Genomic DNA, 16,913 nt, shown 5'->3' with positions numbered 1-16,913 from the left:
ATCTGACTATTGTAAGTTACTAAACGAGACATCGACCTCCCTGTCTTTTATGTCTCTCGTCCCTTCGAGCCAATGCAAAGGTAACTGGCACACCAGGGACGGTGTGTCATATCTGCAGGGACAGCTAGGTTATTTGCTTTGCTAGTGCGTTAGAATTAGAAAAGGCATAAAAAAGCCCGGGCTGTGCCCGGGCTATCGATGTTCTTTATGGCGTTGTGCTAGTTTTTTACTACTACAGAAAGTTTGGGTACGCCTGCTCTGGTGATCTGATTCAACACTTCGACCACGACACCATGCTTGGTTTTTTCTGCAGCCTGAACTACCGCAGAGTCGGTGTTATTCTCGGCCAGAAAGGTCTGCACGTTAGCTTCCACACGCTTAATATCAATTTGACGGTTATTCATATAGATAAAACCGTTCTCATCAATGCGGATAGAAACGTTCTTGCTTGGCTTATTGGTTTGCTGCTGATCATCCGGACGATTAACGATAAGCCCCTTTTCCTTCACGAAGGAGGTGGTCACGATAAAGAAGATCAACATGATGAATACGATGTCGAGCATCGGGGTCATATCTATGCTTGCGTCTTCTGACTCTGAACCGTGCTTTTTCTTCATACTTGGATTTCCTTCAATAACCAGTTTAAAGCCAGTCTCTGGTGTGTTTTACAGAGCAACCCTGAACAAAAATCAGGATCAGTATCGACTTTAGGTAAATTAAACGTAAAGATAATCGGGATTTATACCCCTTTAGTCCTTAATTGACAAGGGTGATCTGAAAAAACTGCGATGTAATGGCGGATGGTAGGCGATGAAATTCTGGCGCAAATGGCATAAATGGGCAGGACTTATTCTGGGTGTACAGGTATTGCTGTGGATCAGCGGTGGTGTAGTGATGAGTGTCATTCCGCTGGAGTTGGTGCGTGGCAATCATCTGATTGAACGCCAACAAGGAGCTTTAAGCGAGCAGCCCCAAAGTGTGAGCCTGGATTTTTCCCGGTGGCGGGCCTGGCAATGGGTACAACGTCCGGATCAACTGGCTTTGCAGGCGAGTGATTTTGAAGGGAATACGCACTTTCTGCATCCGGGCACCGGTCAGCCATTGCCAATGATCACTGAAGAGCAGGCCAAAGAAGGTGCACAACAACAGTATCTGGGACAGGGCGCAGTGAAATCGGTCACCTTGCTGGAGCAGTTACCTGGTGAGGTAAGAGGGCTACAAGGACCGCTGTACCGGGTGGATTTTGATGACTGGATTAACACCAGCTTTTACCTGCAGCCCTATTCAGCAGGCGTGCTCAGAGTGCGCTCGGATCTGTGGCGGATATTCGATTTTTTCTGGATGCTGCATATACTCGACTTTGAAGATCGCACTGATTTTAATAATCCTTTGCTGATTAGCTTGGCAATTGCGGCCTGGTTGTTTACTCTGAGCGGGTTTATATTGCTGTATCACAGTCTGGTTAAACCTAACTGGCGTAAATTGAGGCACCGGGTCCGTTGAAACTATTGGTCTATTTGCTTGCTCTGATTATGATATCGGGTGTGTTCGCCCCGGTCAGTCAGGCTATGCCTGTGGACGATAGTCAGAGCATGATGATGGCCCATGATTGCTGTGATAACGACGATGCTTCTGACAAACAAACTGGTTGTTGTGATAACAGCGGTTGTCAGTGTGCTATCAGCTGTGCCGCCGTTTTGCACTCCGGGTTCGTGGTTTTCCCATCAATCCCTTCATCAGGTTATGAGCCCTCCGGCTATCTGCCATTAAATTCCACTCCATCGGGACCATTCCGGCCACCCAGACACTGAAAGTAAATCCCTTTTCCAGTGGTTTTTCTTTCAGGAGTAAAAAATGAAATCTATCATCGCAGCACTATTGTGGGTGTTGGCCTTAACAATACAATCTGTTCCGTTGGTTGCGGCTCAGTCTGAGCAAACTGCCACACAGGACCCTGTTACCGGGCAGGTGGTTTACGTCTGCCCTATGCACAGTCATATCATTAAAGATCACCCGGGCAGTTGCCCCATTTGTGGTATGGATCTTGAGCCGGTTACCCGCTCCGCGGCAGCAGACGGTGATAACCCGGTGGTTAGCGTCAGTGGTGAGATGCAGCAGGCCATGTCACTGGTGACAGAGTCCGTTAGTCGGGATGATTTATGGAAATATATCCAGACCCTGGGCACGGCCACCTTCGATGAAGCTGATATCAGCCATATTCATCCCAGGGTATCCGGCTGGCTGGAATCACTGACCCCTCATGCGGTAGGTGAGCCGGTCGAAAAGGGCGAGCTGTTATTTACTTTGTACTCCCCTGAGCTGGTGGTGGCACAGGATGATTACCTGCAGGTGCTGAATAATGGAGGTGGTCAGAGTCAGCAGCGCATGTTGCAACAGGGGCGCCTGCGACTGAAATTGCTCGGTATTGATGATGAGGTAATCAGGCAGCTCGAGAAAACAAGGCAGTCACTGTATACCGTGCCCTTTTACGCCCAGCGCTCCGGCGTGATCACCGAACTTAATGTGCGCCATGGCATGTACGTGACCCCGGATATGGAAATGATCGCCATTGCCGATCTGACCAAGCTGTGGGTGATTGCCGATGTGTTTGAGAACCAGTTTGACTGGCTCGAAGAAGGTCGTCCTGCCAGTATTCACTTTTCCGGCATCGGCATACATGATGCCGAGGCCACCATCGATTATATCTACCCACAACTGGATCCCGTTACCCGCAGCCTGAAAGTCAGACTGAAACTGGATAACCCCCTTAAACGGATCAAGGCCGGAATGACCGCCAGGGTTGAGATTTTTGGCGGGCCACTAAGAGATGTGCTGGTGGTCAGTTCATCGGCGGTGATTCGCGGCGCAGATTCAGATCGGGTGGTGGTGCAGACCGATGATAACGAGTTTGTGGTGCGCAGGGTAGAAACCGGTATGCAGGCCCAGGGTAAAACCGAAATTCTGCATGGACTGTCAGAAGGTGAGCAGGTGGTCACCTCCGGGCAGTTCCTGCTGGACTCCGAAGCCAGTCTCGCTGGTGGACTGGGTCGCATTGATGCCGACCCTCATGCCGGTCATTAAGGAGGCAATATGTTAGCCAGGCTTATTGCTTTTTGTGTGCGTCAGCGCGCACTGGTATTGCTGATGATGGCCGCACTGGCGGTTGCCGGTTGGCAGGCCATGCGCAGCCTGAATGTGGATGCGATCCCCGATCTGTCCGATGTACAGGTGATCATTAAGACCCCTTACCCCGGTCAGAGTCCGCAATTAGTGGAACAGCAGGTCACATATCCGCTGGCCAATATTATGATGGCGGTGCCGGGGGCCAAAACCGTGCGCGGTTTTTCCTTTTACGGCGATTCTTATCTGTATCTCATCTTTGAAGACGGTACGGATATCTATTGGGCCCGCTCCCGGGTACTGGAGTACCTGAATCAGGCCGCTTCTCAGCTTCCCCCATCGGTGCAGCCACAATTGGGGCCAGATGCCTCCGGTGTGGGCTGGGTGTATCAGTATGCCCTTAAAGACAGCAGTAATAGTCTGAATCTGGCCCAACTGAAGAGCCTGCAGGACTGGTTTTTAAAACAGGAACTGCAGTCGGTGGCCGGGGTGTCAGAAGTGGCCACGGTAGGCGGCATGACTCAGACCTACCAGATAGTGCTGGACCCGCTCAGGCTGGCCAGCTATCAGCTGTCTGTGAATGATGTGCTTGAAGCCATACGTAGCAATAACGCTGAGGCCGGTGGCGCCAGTATTGAGATGGCCGAAGCCGAATATATGCTCAGGGCCAAAGGCTATCTGACCGAATTAGAGGATTTTGAAAACATTCCTTTAGGCAAGCGAAACAACGCCCGTATTCCGCTGCAACTTAAGGATGTGGCCGAGATTCGGCTGGGGCCCTCACTGCGCCGGGGGATCGCCGAACTCGATGGTGAGGGTGAGGTAGTCGGCGGCATTGTGGTGATGCGCAGTGGCGAAAATGCCCGCGAGGTGATTGCTAAAGTCAAAGACAAGCTGAAACAGCTTTCTTCGTCCCTGCCAGAAGGCGTGGAGGTAGTGACCACCTATGACCGCTCTGATTTTATCCAGCGTTCGGTAGACAACCTGTCTGACAAGCTGATCATGGAGATGGCCATTGTATCGGTGGTGTTACTGGTATTTTTATGGCACCTGGGCTCGACGCTGGTAGCCATCATTGTGCTGCCACTGGCTTTGCTGATGGCGTTCTTGCTGATGAAAATGCTGGGTATCAGCGCCAATATCATGAGCCTTGGGGGCATTGCCATTGCCATCGGTGCGCTGGTGGATGCCGCCATTGTGATGATCGAAAACCTGCATAAGACTCTGGAGAAATTTACCGAAAAACACGGCCGCAAACCGGATAAACCGGAGCACTGGCAACTGGTGATCCAGGCGTCACAACAGGTGGGCCCGGCGTTGTTTCTGACCCTGTTGATTATCACGGTCAGTTTCTTCCCGGTATTTGCTCTGCAAGGGCAGGAAGGCCGGTTGTTTACCCCGCTGGCACTGACCAAATCATTCGCCATGGCCGCCTCGGCCTTGCTGGCGGTCACGCTGGTACCTGTGCTGCTCGGCTACTGGGTACGGGGTAATATCGTCCCTGAGCACCGCAATCTGCTGTCCCGCTCACTGATTGCACTGTACCGACCGGTTTTACGTGGGGCGCTGGCCTTTCCCAAACTGACCCTGTTACTTGCTGTGCTGCTGACGGCCTCCGGTTATTATCCGCTGACACATCTGGGCAAAGAGTTTATGCCGCAGATCGATGAGGGTGATTTACTCTATATGCCTACCACGCTGCCGGGGGTGAGTGCCGGTAAAGCCGCTCAGCTTTTGCAGCAGACAGACAGGTTGATCAAACAACTTCCGGAAGTGAAAACGGTATTCGGCAAAGTGGGCAGAGCAGAGACCGCCACCGACCCGGCGCCGCTGACCATGCTTGAAACCACGATCCAGCTTAAACCCAGGGATCAGTGGCGCGAGGGGATGACGCTGGAAAAGCTGAAGCAGGAATTACAAAATAAGGTTCAGTTCCCGGGTCTGACGAATGCCTGGGTACAGCCGATTAAGACGCGCATTGATATGCTCTCCACCGGTATTAAGACCCCACTGGGTCTGAAAATATCCGGCCCGGATATGGCGCAGATCGAACAGATCGGTCAGCAGGTTGAGAAGCTGTTAAACCAATTGCCAGCCACCGCATCGGTCTATTCTGAACGGGTTGCCGGTGGCCGTTATCTGGAGCTGGAGCCTGATCTGAATGCCCTGGCAGAGTACGGCATGAGTGTCAGTAAACTGCATGATCTGGTGCGCTATGCCATCGGCGGTATGGAAGTGGATCAGGTGGTCAAAGGCAACGAGCGCTATCCCATCAACCTGCGCTTTGCCAGGCACTGGCGTGATGACCTGGACAAGCTCAGAGAGCTTCCTGTCAGCACGCAGGAGGGTGCCTATATTCCGCTGTCGAAACTGGCGGCACTGGAGATAGTGGAGGGCCCTGCGATGATCAAAAGCGAAAACGCGCGGCCGGTTGGCTGGACCTTTATCGATATTCAGGATGTGTCCATCGGCGAATACCTGCAACAGGCCAGAGCGCTGCTGGATAAAGAGTTGCAGTTACCGCCGCGCTACACGGTATCCTGGTCCGGTCAGTATGAATCACTGCAAAGGGTGGAGACCAGTCTGGCGAAACTGATTCCGCTGACCTTGCTGATCGTTCTGATCCTGCTGTTTATCACTCTGTCCAGCTGGAAGCAGAGCCTGGTGGTGATGCTGACCCTGCCGATGGCGCTGACCGGCAGTCTGTGGTTACTCTGGTATCTGCAGTTTAATCTCTCTGTTGCGGTGGTGGTGGGAATGATCGCCCTGGCCGGTGTGGTGGCGGAATTCGGGGTGATTATGTACCTGTATCTGAATCACGCCTGGCAGGAACAGCAACAGAAATCCTTAAGTGGTCTGTACGAGGCCATTATTGAGGGGGCGGTGCAGCGGATCCGGCCTAAGGCCATGACAGTGCTGACGGTGATCGCCAGCCTGCTGCCCATCATGCTGACCACAGGCACCGGCCATGAGGTGATGCAGCGCATTGCCGCGCCTATGCTGGGCGGCATGATACTGGCACCACTGGTGTCCTTGCTGGTGATCCCGGTGTTGTTTTATTTAAGTGAGCGCCGCTTAGTGGCTGATGGCAACAACTGATGTTGATGTTGCCATCAGTAATGGTGGCAATATGCTCAGAGGCAGCTTTGAATGGCGGGCACCAACAATGGCGTGATATCCACGCCATTGGAAGAATGAGGGATAGTGTTACAGGTGACCAGCCTGCTAAGACCGGCTTGTTTCAGCAGCTGGTCGGACTGACTGGAGAAGATGCCATGCACAGCGGCCCCTTCAATCTTGCTGAACCCTTGCTGCTGCAAGGCTTTGATGGTTTGCATTATGGTCTGGCCGCTGGAAATGACATCATCAATAATCACCGCAGTCTTATGCCTGTGCTGCTGCAGATCCGGCAGGCTGATGCTGACATCCCGATCACCGAAACGTTGCTTACTGCCTATCACATAAGGGTGATTGCTGCGTTTGGCAATGGCCTCAACCCATTGCTCACTCTCCTCATCGGGGCCCACCAGTAATAATGAAGATTGTGGCTTTAGCCAGTCAGCCAGTGCCGGAGCCCCTTGCACGACCACAGAGGGCACAGTGTAAATCTGATCCAGTGAGTGATAACGGTGCAGATGGGGATCAACGGTCACCAGCCAGTCGGTATGTGCCGATAAGGCACTGGCAAAGATTCCGGAGGTAACCGCTTCACCGGGTTTAAAACGCTTATCCTGGCGCATATAGCTGAGATAGGGAACCACCACGCCAACAGAGCGGCAGCCCATTTCTCTTAATGTTTCTGTCAGAAATATCAGCGGCAGATATTTATCGTTTGGCTGACATAAATCGGCCAGCACAATGCAGTCCCGTTGTGTCACTTCGGTACAAACCCGCAGATAACTCTCGCCGTCGGGGAATAACCGGGTTTCCAGTTTGCCGGTTTCGCCGTGCAAGGCTTCAGAAAGAGCCCCTCCCAGTGGGTGCGACGGGAGACTGAATAAAACAGGAGCTGATGACATCATTGGGTTTCCTTAATACTGAAAATATCCGCCTGTTGATAATAGGCCATGGCATAGTCTAGTTCGCCCCGTGAGTTGCTGTGCAGGGTAAACAGCGGGCTGTCGGTGGTAACCAGTTGCCCGACCCTGGTATGCAGGTATAAACCGGCCGCCGGGCTTGATGGTGCGCCGGCCAGTTTAGCCAGCCTGGCCAGTTGGCGGTTATCAATAGCATTAATCATGCCGTTACGCGGGGCCTTTTCTGTTTGACGGTATTTCGCGGCTACAGGCTTTTTCAGCTCTCCCTGCGTATTGATAATACGCTGAAATTGCTGCCAGGCATTACCGTTATCGAGCAGCTCAGTGGCTTTTCTCAGCCCCTGTTCGAGCCCGCACTGCTGCGCCAGATCAAACAGATGGGCTGATAACAATAAGGCCCTGTTACGCAGATCCTGCGGTGCATCGGTCTCGTTCTGTAATACGGCGAGTACGTCTGTGGCTTCCAGTGCAGGGCCGATGCCCCGGCCTATGGGCTGACTGCCATCGGTTAACACACAGCGCACGGTCAGACCGCAGGCCTGCCCTATGCGGGTAAACAGACTGATCAGGCGCTCGGCATCGGTGTGAGTGCGGACTTTAGCTGTTTCCCCCACCGGCACATCGATAACCACATGGGTGGAGCCGGCGGCGATCTTTTTTGACAGCACCGAGGCAATCAGTTGGCCTTCGCCATCCAGATCCAGGGCTCGTTCAATACGGATCAGTAAATCATCGGTGGGGCTTAAATTAACCGCACCGCCCCAGGCGAGACAGGCGCCTGTCTCTGCCACCACGCGTCGCATATCTGACAAAGATAAATTTACATTGGCAAGGGTTTCCATGGTGTCGGCAGTACCGGCTGGAGAGGTAATAGCACGCGAGGATGTTTTTGGAATAATCAGTCCGCCAGCACTGACCACAGATACCACTATAGGGGTGGTGCGGTTACCCGGCAGGCCTCCGATACAATGTTTATCGAAAACCTCTTTATGATCCGGCCAGAGCAGGCGTTTGCCTGAATTAACCATGGCCAGGGTCAGACCTGTTATCTCGTCCATATTCAGGCGGCTGCCGGCACAGACACTCAGAAAGCTGGCAATTTCTATATCGCTGTAGCGATGATTACCAATATCCATGATGATGGCCTGCAGATCCTGTGGGCTGAGCCTGTTACCGAAGATCTTTTTCCTGACCGCTGCTAATGATGACACCACCGGGGCCTGGCTGATATCAAGGATGTCTCCTTTTTTAACCATTAGCCGTTGCATGGCGATTTTTGATAATCCGGCATAGCCTTTGGCTAATACCGGGTTATCAACAATGTTAAGGGTGGCGATAATCGACTGTCCGTCGCACTCAAGCAGCAACCTGGAGTTGGCGCTGAAACCCTCCGATTGGCAGATTTCACAGTCTTCACGCATGTAGATGACCGGCTCGTGATGGGTATTGATACCCATATCTGTGGCCTTGAGGGTATTACGCTTTTTCATTGGCTTTTATAATCATAAATCCATACTGTAACTAACATATTGATAACGCAGTATAGCGCTCTGTTCGTCATCAGGGGGTTGATATGGATCAACCGGTTTATTCCAATTGTTCTCACAGGGTATGTCTTATCGCTGTCAGGTCGTATAATGACATGGCTTTTGGCAATCAGATGAATCCGGATGCAGCAACTTGAGTTTTTCGATATTCCCAGCCCCTGTATTGGCGTCTGCCAGTCAGGTAAGACCGGGTATTGTCTGGGTTGCTATCGTTCCAGAGATGAACGGCTTTACTGGCATCAACTGGATGCAGAAGTAAAAAGGCGAATTATCAAAGCCTGCAACAGACGTAAGCGCAAGGCAGAACTGGCTGCACAGCCAAAAAATGAGCAGGCAGAAATGCAGCAGAGAAGGTTGTTTTTGGGAGGGGAAGAATAATGCGCAGTGCACAAGAAGTAGCCAGGTATGCGGGGCAGTCATTCGCTTTACCACAAAGCTGCTCGAAAATACGCAGTCTGCTTGATGATCCCAGTGCCGATGCTGCCGATATTGCCGATGTCATCGCTTTGGACCCTTCCTTAAGCTCGAAGTTATTAAAACTGGCTAATAGTGCATTATTCCGCTTTCCTGCGCAGGTTAATTCTATCACCAAGGCCGTCAATGTCATCGGGGGCGAGGCCCTGTACAACCTGGCTCTGGCTGAAACCGCCAGTTCTGCTTTCCGTCACTTTGCCAATGACGCGGTGGATGTTCGCCGCTTCTGGAAACAGAGTGTGTTTGCCGGTCTTGCTGCTAAACAATTGGCCCGGGTCAGTAAGGCCAGAGGCAGTGATGAGTATTTTGTGGCGGGATTATTACACCAGCTCAGCGAACTGGTGTTAGCAGCCCAGGAACCTGAACTGGTGGCTGAATGTGCCAAATATGACAAGAAAGAACTGCCCTGGCAGCGCCAGCAACGCCTGCTTGGCTTTACCTACACCCAGTGTTCGGCCATGATCCTGCAACAATGGCAGTTGCCCAATCAGTTCAGCTATATCATTGAGCATATGCACGATGAGGTTAAAACCGCCTGTGGCAAAGATCTGGCCATTGGTCATCTTTGCGTCAGACTGGCACTGCATATGCTTGATGCTCGGTATAAACTGGATAACCTGCTTTCGCCAGTGGCGCTGAAAAAACTGAAACTTGAATCTGCCGATGTACAGGATATTCTCAAATTTACCCAGATGGATGCCCATAAACTCCTCTCAGTGATGAATCCGGATCTTTTCTGAGGACTATTCGCAATAAAAGCGAGCCACTTTTCTCTTTGTAAAGATCTCTGGTCTGACCGATGGAAGTGGCTTGTTTAACCGTTGTTAATGTCTTGCTGCAAACCTTGCTATCAGGGTAAGTGTTACAATTTGTTGCCAGCGGTTTCTGCCGCCATTTATTAACGCCTGCTGTATATCTGCGCCCCTCTATAAGGGCTATAGTAATCATATCCATTTATATCAGAAGAGGAATGGGTTTTTATACTCAGGTATATCCAGACATTCCTGTTTTCTTACCGGCTGGCGCCTATTGTCCCGCGCTATACAGTACCCTTAGTCAATTCAATCCGGGTATTGAACCGATAATTTGGTCCATTCCAGACAGTTTGAACAAGTTGATCATTATTGAGTTGTCGCCGGCATCAAAAGGTATTCCGTCCAGCCTCAGATATCCATTGTCAGGGTGATCAATGAGCACTGTGATGAAAGGGGTTGTTGTAGACCAGCAGCAAACGAAGGATTGGTCGCGGGCGAGATGGCTCAATGTCAGAGGATAATGTGTGAAAGGACGAGTAAGGCAGATGTTCATAATCGGGAGAATCACCCTGGTTTTGGCTGTCTCATGCGCGCCATCCCATGTACTGTCAGTAAGGGGAGCGCGATATGGGCTCTAGATTAACCGCTGCCTGGTTACCTCGTTCTCATTGGTCGGGGCTGTTTGCCTCACCGGTCTGGCATCTGCTTATATTGCTGCTGATGTTGGTGGTTTTTGCGGCGGACAGCTATACCCAACTGGGTTTTGCCCATGGGATGCTGTATGCGCCGTTGATACTGCTGACGGTGACGATGCTCAACCCTAAATTCGTTGTTTATTCTGCAGCGTTGGGGATTGCACTGACTCTGGCCGGTACTTTTATTTCCCCCCCGGCTCCGGAGAGTTTCGGCATCGGATATATCTGGGCCAATCGTCTGCTGGCGGTAATCACCCTGGCCTTTATCGGCTGGCAGAGTATCCGGGTTGTGCGTTATATCGCCCATATGCAGAACGTCAGACAGTCTATACAGCGCTCCCGTAATCAACTGCGGGACCATCTCAGGTTGCTCAATATAGCCGGTGAAGTCGCTCTGTTTGGTGGCTGGTCATTGTCGCTGGAGAGTCATCAGGTTGTCTGGTCCGATGAAGTAGCCGAAATTCTCAACTTGCCTAAGGGTCACAGTCCTTCTCTGGAAGAGGCGATCAATTTTTTTCATGGCCAGGACAGACCCAGGGTCAATGACGCTATCCGCGCATGCATGGAACATGGCAAACCCTTCGATCTTGAACTCAGGATACTTAGCAGTGACAAGGAACCCAGATGGGTAAGGCTGGCAGGTCAGAAACTGCTGGCAGCACAGGGGGCCACAGCCTATATCTACGGGGCTGTGCAGGATATCAGCCGCTACAAAGATGTGGAACTGGATTTGCTGGCCAGCGAGATGCGCTTCAGGCAACTGGCCGATGCCATGCCGATGATTGTCTGGACTGCCAATAGCAAAGGACAAATAGATTTTTTCAGTAAGGATGTCACTGAACTCACCGGAGTCAGTATGGATGAACTGCTTTATGGTGATGGCTGGATACAACTGGTGCATCCTGATGATGTGAAGAGAACAGAAGAGAAATGGCAACAGGCTGTGGCTGAAAATGCCGCGCAATATCAGGATGAGTTCAGGATCCGCTATAAATCCGGAGAATATCACTGGTACCTTTCACGCAGTGTCGCCAGTAAAGATGCCTCAGGAAAGACCATTAAATGGTTTGGCAGTGCGGTTGATATTCAGGCTCAGAAAAAGATTCAGCAGAATATTCAGGATCTTGCCACTCGTTTTGAGCAGACCCTGGATCAGTTGCCCGATGGATTTCTGATCCTCACCCACAACTGGCAGGTTACCTATATCAACAAAGAAGCTGAAACACTTCTTGGACAGCAAAGCGCAGAGATGAATGGCAGAGTACTCTGGAATGTCTGCGCTTCATTGAACGGTACACAAGCCAAGGCCCATATGCTGGAAGCAGAAACCATGGACCAGCCGGTTCGTTTTGAGCATTACTTTGATGACATGGGAAAATGGCTGAGTATCAGTCTGTATCCCAGCGGTGACAGATTTAATTTAATGCTCAGAGACATTACCGAGCAGCGCAATATGGCCTTGCAACTGCAGCACGCTCAGCGGATGGAAGCTGTTGGCCAGCTTACCGGAGGGCTGGCCCATGATTTTAATAATCTTCTGACCGTGATCCAGGGCAATGCCGATCTGTTGCAGGAAGTCCTGGATGGTCAGCCTGAGTTGCTGGCTTTAGCGGAACTGATACAAAAAGCATCGTTGAAGGGGAGTCGCCTGACACAGCAACTGCTGGCTTTTGGGCGCAAACAGACACTGACGCCCGAGCCCACCAATATAAATCGTTTGTTGCTTGAATCTAAATTGCTCATCAGCCGGACATTGGGTGAACACATCAATATCCGCTTCGATCTCGACGATAAATTATGGCCTGCACTTATTGACCCGGGGCAACTGGAAGGAGCACTGCTTAATCTGGTTATCAATGCCCGTGACGCCATGCCTGATGGCGGCACGCTGACCTTAAAGACCACCAATCTGCAGTTCAGCAACCTCGATAACTCAAAATACCATGAACTGCCAGCAGGGGATTATGTCATGCTGGAAGTTGCAGACACCGGCGTTGGTATTGATCCCTGTATATTGGAACAGGTTTTTGAACCCTTTTTTACCACTAAAGGGGCGGGTAAAGGCACCGGACTGGGGCTAAGTATGGTGTTTGGTTTTACCAAGCAGTCTGGTGGCCATGTGGCGGTTGAATCAGAGTCAGAAAAGGGCACTAAAATTATGATGTATTTGCCCCGCAGCAGGGAAGAAGAGCGCGATGAACCGGAAGCAGAAGCCTTAAGGCCTGACAGCCCCAAAACTGAAGGAGTGATTCTGTTGGCAGAAGACGACCAACTGGTCAGGGAATTCGCCTCTGCCCAACTTAGGCTGGCCGGATATCAGGTGATTACCGCTGAGAATGGCCCGCAAGCATTAACATTGCTGGAGCAGAATCCTCAGGTTGACTTGTTGTTTACCGATGTGGTGATGCCCGGCGGCATGAATGGCCGGGAGCTTGCGCAGCACGCTAAAGCGCTTCGTCCGCTAGTAGGTGTGTTGTTAACAACAGGCTATGCTGACGGAGCTTTTGACAATAACCCTGAGCAGATGGAAGAACCGATACTGCATAAACCCTACCGCCGAGACAAGTTGCTGGAAGAAGTCGCAATGGCTTTGTCAGGCTCAACAGGGCAGGGGCAGGCAGATGTCTGACAAAAAGCTGTTGGTATTGGATGACGATCCGCTTATTGGGCAAACAATTACCTCTATCGCTCAGTTTTGCGATTTCAATGTGGAGCTTTGTACAACACCAGAGCGCTTTTTTGATCTCTTCTTTAGCTGGAGCCCCGATGCTATTGCACTGGACCTGATCATGCCTCAGATGGACGGCGTGGAGGTGCTGGCAGAGCTGGGCAAACTGGGGTGTCAGGCCGGTATTATTATTACCAGCGGGGTTGGCAGCCGGGTACTGGATGCCGCCAGCCGTTCGGCTCAGGACAAAGGGCTGAATATCGTCGGCACACTTGCTAAGCCCTTCTCACCAAAAATGTTCCGCAGCCTGTTAGACCGTTGCCCAAAGGTGGGTATCAGGATTAAAAGTCATCTTTCTGAGAAAGTGAGTGTCAGGCGGTTTGAACTTGCAGATTTGAGACAGGCATTGAGTGACCGGCAAATACGGGTTGCCTACCAGCCTAAGGTTAACTGTCAGAGCGGGCTGGTATCAGGTTTTGAAGCGCTGGCCCGACTGCAAATGCCGGGGCTGGGGAATATCCCTCCGGATACCTTTATTCCTCTTGCCGAGCAACATGAGTTGATCGACACGCTGACCGAGCAGGTATTTACCAGTGCCTTGCAGTGGCTCAAAGATCTGCCGGAGCAGGTTTATCAGCGGGGGGCATTACCTGGCGCAGTCACAAAGCTGAATGAGCTGACGGTTTCTGTGAATATATCGGCACGCTCACTGGGTAACAGGACAATGTTCGACAATCTGGTCACAGACTGTGAACAGGCAGACATATCGCCAAACAGGATTATTTTTGAGCTTACAGAGACCAGCACCATGGAAGAGCCATCTTATTCGCTGGATATTCTGACCCGTCTGCGAATGCAGGGTTTCAAACTGTCTATTGATGACTTTGGTACCGGGTTTTCATCAATGGTGCAGTTAGTGCGATTGCCCTTTTCAGAGATGAAAATTGACAAGTCTTTTGTGATGACGGTGCCGATCTCCGAAGAGTCCCGGGCCGTGACACGCTCCATTGCAGAACTGGGGCAAAGCCTGAACTTGCAGGTGACGGCAGAGGGCGTTGAGGATCAGCAAACCCTGGATTTTCTCAACAGGGTTGGTTGCCAGCAGGCGCAGGGCTTTTTCATTTCACGGGCGATTGAATCATACAATGTGGCAGATTGGTTTGTCCGGCATCTGCAACAGTGGGATTTACGCCGTACCGATGCGCTGACCAAGCTCAGGCTGCTGGACACCGCCGAAGAAGAACAGTTTGATCGCCATACCCGTCTGGCTAAGCGTCTTTTTAATGTCCCTATTGCATTAGTCTCTCTGGTGGATAAGAACCGACAGTGGTTTAAATCACATCAGGGGCTGGATGCCAGGCAAACATCACGAGCCTCATCCTTCTGTACCCATACCATTTTATCTGACAGACCGCTGGTGATTGAAGATGCGCAAAGGGATGACAGGTTCGCGAGCAACGAACTGGTAACCGGCGCGCCTGATATCCGCTTTTATGCGGGCACCCCCCTCAGAGCCAGTGACGGCCAGCATATCGGTACGCTATGTATTATTGATACCCAGCCTCGCCAATTAGCAGAGGAAAAACAGCAGTTGTTACAGGATATCGGACTGTTGGTGGAAAAAGAGATCCATACCAATGTCAGGGCGACTCAGGATTATCTGACAGGCTTTCCGGATCGTTCCGGGTTCGAGATTCAGGCGCAGGAATCTCTGCAGTTGTGCCGTAAACTGCGTCTGCCGGTGAGCCTGATGCTGCTGGATCTGGATAACTTTACACAAATCAATCGCGAGTTTGGTCATGCAGAGGGGGATAAGGCACTGCAGTCTTTCGCCGGTTTGTTGTGTAAAGTGGTCAGAGAGTCCGATCTTCTGGCCCGTTTTGGTGCAGACGAATTTGCCATATTGCTTATTGATGCCGGTGAGAAACAGCTCAAAGAAGTCATCCAGCGTCTGAGCCATCAACTTGCTGAATTTAATCAGCGACTCAGCAGCACCTATGAACTGAGTTTTTCATTGGGAGTGGCGTCAACGGATACCCGTGACGATGAAGATTTTCCCGCGCTGCTCGAAATGGCGGAAGTGAGTCTGAAAAACGCCAAAGCCCAAAAAAGGGCAAGACAGATTAACGACAGTGAAAGACAGCCCAGCGGTGAGACGGGGCGGGACTGATTTATTTCAGTTATCTGGAAATTCTTTCAGGGCTTGCTGTATGGCCTGCTCTGTTTGCAGCCAGGATTGTTGCAGTTGTTCGCAGATGGCTCGTCGTTCTGCATCCTCCGATGCATTCTCGAAGCGGATGCACAGTTGTCTTAGTTCCATGGCGCCCACCATGGCGCACATGGTTTTAAGACTGTGGTAACAGCGAAACACCTCATCCCGGGGCTGCGATGCGAAGTCGTTAATCCCGTCACAGTACTGTGTACCCTGAGTCAGAAAAAGTTGCAGTGCTTTGGCTTGCATGCCGGGTGACATGCCTTCATATTGGCTTTGCAATATACAGATATTAAATACCGGTTCATGCTGATCAGCCATATATAATACCTCTTTTTATACCGGCTCTTTCTTCAGTATGGGTTTACTGAGAAGAGTAATCCAGCTGCCATGCACTTTTTTGAACAGGTCATCCCGCTGCGCAGTACTGAGCTCTGTGTCAGCAACTTTCTCCAACAGTATCTTTTTAAACTGCTGAAGACGGTCAGCCAATTCCTGCCATAGCCTGTCAGAGGCATGTTTTCTGCGCAGTTGTTTGGATACATGCAATAAATCGTCACAGGCCAGGCGAATCTGTTTAATGTCTTTGCCGGCATCCTTGTAGGAGGTTTTGTTATAAACCGCCCAATGCAGTGCACTAAGCTGAAAGCTGATGGACTTCAGCCGCCTGTCTATCTGGTGGTAACCCGATTCGGCATCGTCCGGCCAGCGAATAAACACGCTGGTCTCCACAGTTATGCTTTCTGTTGCGCTGACTGCGCCTTTGGGCCGGTATGTACTGGTTTGGGCCTGACTTTTGGTAATGGCAGCTTTGACTCTGCGGGCCTCTTTCTGATCATGTTTTGTGGCTTGTGGCTCAAGCTTACAATAGTATTCGGCCGGTTTGATTTTGGGTTCTTTCAGCTGGTTTTTTTTCACCCGCTCTTTTAGCGAGGCGGCAGAAAAGGGCTTGGCAAGAATATCCTGCACATCAAAAGCCAGGCATTGCTGAATTTCTTCTTTGAAGGTGTTGCCGGAAAAAATCAAAATAGGAATATCATGCCGGCAGGCATATTTACCGCGGCGGATATTCTTTGCCAGGGTCAGGCCTGACTCGCTCTTAAGATGAATATCTATGATGGCCATATCAATGGGCGCTTCCCCTAATATGGCTTCAGCCTTGGCAAATTCAGTTGCGGTTCTGCAACTGAAACCTGTTATTTTGGTCAGGGTCTCGTAGAGGAAGTGACACATAAGATATACGTCATCCACAACCAGTACCTGATAATCTGTTTTAGTCATCCTTCGCCCTGGTTCCCTAAATGATGATGTAATCAATACTTGTGAGAGTGTAGGCCTGTTGCCCTCATAATGACAACAGCACTAATTGAACGATGGTATGTCCAGGCATACCTTTTGCGGCAGA

General features: G+C 51.1%; 12 protein-coding genes. 7 read left to right on the top strand and 5 right to left on the bottom strand.

The annotated features are described in order from the left end of the window. Positions 1–218: 218 nt before the first annotated feature. Positions 219–617, bottom strand: coding sequence for an ExbD/TolR family protein (locus AT746_RS16085; protein ID WP_062482340.1), 399 nt, complete (start codon positions 615–617; stop codon positions 219–221). A 193-nt stretch (positions 618–810) separates the two neighbouring features. Here AT746_RS16085 and AT746_RS16080 point away from each other — a divergent pair, with 193 nt between their 5' ends. From AT746_RS16080 to AT746_RS16070, 3 genes are all read left to right on the top strand, one after another. Continuing rightward, positions 811–1,503: a hypothetical protein gene (locus AT746_RS16080; protein ID WP_062482336.1), complete on the top strand. Its 693-nt coding sequence runs from the start codon at positions 811–813 to the stop codon at positions 1,501–1,503. 351 nt (positions 1,504–1,854) lie between these two features. Then, positions 1,855–3,081: an efflux RND transporter periplasmic adaptor subunit gene (locus tag AT746_RS16075; RefSeq protein WP_062482333.1), complete on the top strand. Its 1,227-nt coding sequence runs from the start codon at positions 1,855–1,857 to the stop codon at positions 3,079–3,081. 9 nt (positions 3,082–3,090) lie between these two features. Then, a complete protein-coding gene (locus AT746_RS16070; protein WP_062482330.1) occupies positions 3,091–6,219 on the top strand; it encodes an efflux RND transporter permease subunit in 3,129 nt (1,042 codons plus the stop codon). Between the two features lie 35 nt (positions 6,220–6,254). Here the strand turns inward: AT746_RS16070 and AT746_RS16065 are convergent, their stop codons facing one another. Next, entirely contained in the window at positions 6,255–7,142 is an 888-nt protein-coding gene (locus tag AT746_RS16065) for a ribose-phosphate diphosphokinase (protein WP_062482327.1), read from the bottom strand. Next, a complete protein-coding gene (locus AT746_RS16060; protein ID WP_062482324.1) occupies positions 7,139–8,647 on the bottom strand; it encodes a thymidine phosphorylase family protein in 1,509 nt (502 codons plus the stop codon). Before AT746_RS16060 ends, AT746_RS16065 begins: the two co-directional genes overlap by 4 nt. Before the next feature lie 180 nt (positions 8,648–8,827). Here AT746_RS16060 and AT746_RS16055 point away from each other — a divergent pair, with 180 nt between their 5' ends. The 4 genes from AT746_RS16055 (at position 8,828) to AT746_RS16040 (ending at position 15,466) form a co-directional block, all read left to right on the top strand. Beyond that, positions 8,828–9,082 carry a DUF1289 domain-containing protein gene (locus AT746_RS16055; RefSeq protein ID WP_062482321.1) on the top strand — a complete coding sequence of 85 codons (255 nt, stop codon included), beginning with the start codon at positions 8,828–8,830 and terminating at the stop codon, positions 9,080–9,082. Next, positions 9,082–9,918: an HDOD domain-containing protein gene (locus AT746_RS16050; protein WP_062482318.1), complete on the top strand. Its 837-nt coding sequence runs from the start codon at positions 9,082–9,084 to the stop codon at positions 9,916–9,918. Before AT746_RS16055 ends, AT746_RS16050 begins: the two co-directional genes overlap by 1 nt. Positions 9,919–10,560: 642 nt before the next feature. Next, on the top strand, positions 10,561–13,257 hold the full coding sequence (locus tag AT746_RS16045; RefSeq protein WP_062482314.1) for a PAS domain-containing protein: 2,697 nt from the start codon (positions 10,561–10,563) through the stop codon (positions 13,255–13,257). Next, positions 13,250–15,466: an EAL domain-containing protein gene (locus tag AT746_RS16040; protein WP_062482311.1), complete on the top strand. Its 2,217-nt coding sequence runs from the start codon at positions 13,250–13,252 to the stop codon at positions 15,464–15,466. Before AT746_RS16045 ends, AT746_RS16040 begins: the two co-directional genes overlap by 8 nt. A gap of 6 nt (positions 15,467–15,472) precedes the next feature. Here the strand turns inward: AT746_RS16040 and AT746_RS16035 are convergent, their stop codons facing one another. Together AT746_RS16035 and AT746_RS16030 are read right to left on the bottom strand one after the other, a co-directional pair. Further along, complete coding sequence (locus AT746_RS16035; RefSeq protein WP_062482308.1) at positions 15,473–15,829, bottom strand: Hpt domain-containing protein; 357 nt, start codon at positions 15,827–15,829, stop codon at positions 15,473–15,475. A 15-nt stretch (positions 15,830–15,844) separates the two neighbouring features. Then, the gene (locus AT746_RS16030) at positions 15,845–16,789 is read right to left on the bottom strand and encodes a response regulator (RefSeq protein ID WP_062482305.1); all 945 of its coding nucleotides are present in this window, start codon (positions 16,787–16,789) and stop codon (positions 15,845–15,847) included. Positions 16,790–16,913: the final 124 nt, after the last annotated feature.

This window comes from Lacimicrobium alkaliphilum (assembly GCF_001466725.1).
In the GTDB taxonomy this organism is placed as follows: Bacteria; Pseudomonadota; Gammaproteobacteria; order Enterobacterales; family Alteromonadaceae; genus Lacimicrobium; species Lacimicrobium alkaliphilum_B.
This window is presented reverse-complemented; position numbering and strand designations above follow the sequence as displayed.

What these genes read in the sequence shown, in the direction of transcription:
- AT746_RS16085 (WP_062482340.1), bottom strand. Translation starts at nt 617, where the DNA reads ATGAAGAAAAAGCACGGTTCAGAGTCAGAAGACGCAAGCATAGATATG.
- AT746_RS16080 (WP_062482336.1), top strand. Translation starts at nt 811, where the DNA reads ATGAAATTCTGGCGCAAATGGCATAAATGGGCAGGACTTATTCTGGGT.
- AT746_RS16075 (WP_062482333.1), top strand. Translation starts at nt 1,855, where the DNA reads ATGAAATCTATCATCGCAGCACTATTGTGGGTGTTGGCCTTAACAATA.
- AT746_RS16070 (WP_062482330.1), top strand. Translation starts at nt 3,091, where the DNA reads ATGTTAGCCAGGCTTATTGCTTTTTGTGTGCGTCAGCGCGCACTGGTA.
- AT746_RS16065 (WP_062482327.1), bottom strand. Translation starts at nt 7,142, where the DNA reads ATGATGTCATCAGCTCCTGTTTTATTCAGTCTCCCGTCGCACCCACTG.
- AT746_RS16060 (WP_062482324.1), bottom strand. Translation starts at nt 8,647, where the DNA reads ATGAAAAAGCGTAATACCCTCAAGGCCACAGATATGGGTATCAATACC.
- AT746_RS16055 (WP_062482321.1), top strand. Translation starts at nt 8,828, where the DNA reads ATGCAGCAACTTGAGTTTTTCGATATTCCCAGCCCCTGTATTGGCGTC.
- AT746_RS16050 (WP_062482318.1), top strand. Translation starts at nt 9,082, where the DNA reads ATGCGCAGTGCACAAGAAGTAGCCAGGTATGCGGGGCAGTCATTCGCT.
- AT746_RS16045 (WP_062482314.1), top strand. Translation starts at nt 10,561, where the DNA reads ATGGGCTCTAGATTAACCGCTGCCTGGTTACCTCGTTCTCATTGGTCG.
- AT746_RS16040 (WP_062482311.1), top strand. Translation starts at nt 13,250, where the DNA reads ATGTCTGACAAAAAGCTGTTGGTATTGGATGACGATCCGCTTATTGGG.
- AT746_RS16035 (WP_062482308.1), bottom strand. Translation starts at nt 15,829, where the DNA reads ATGGCTGATCAGCATGAACCGGTATTTAATATCTGTATATTGCAAAGC.
- AT746_RS16030 (WP_062482305.1), bottom strand. Translation starts at nt 16,789, where the DNA reads ATGACTAAAACAGATTATCAGGTACTGGTTGTGGATGACGTATATCTT.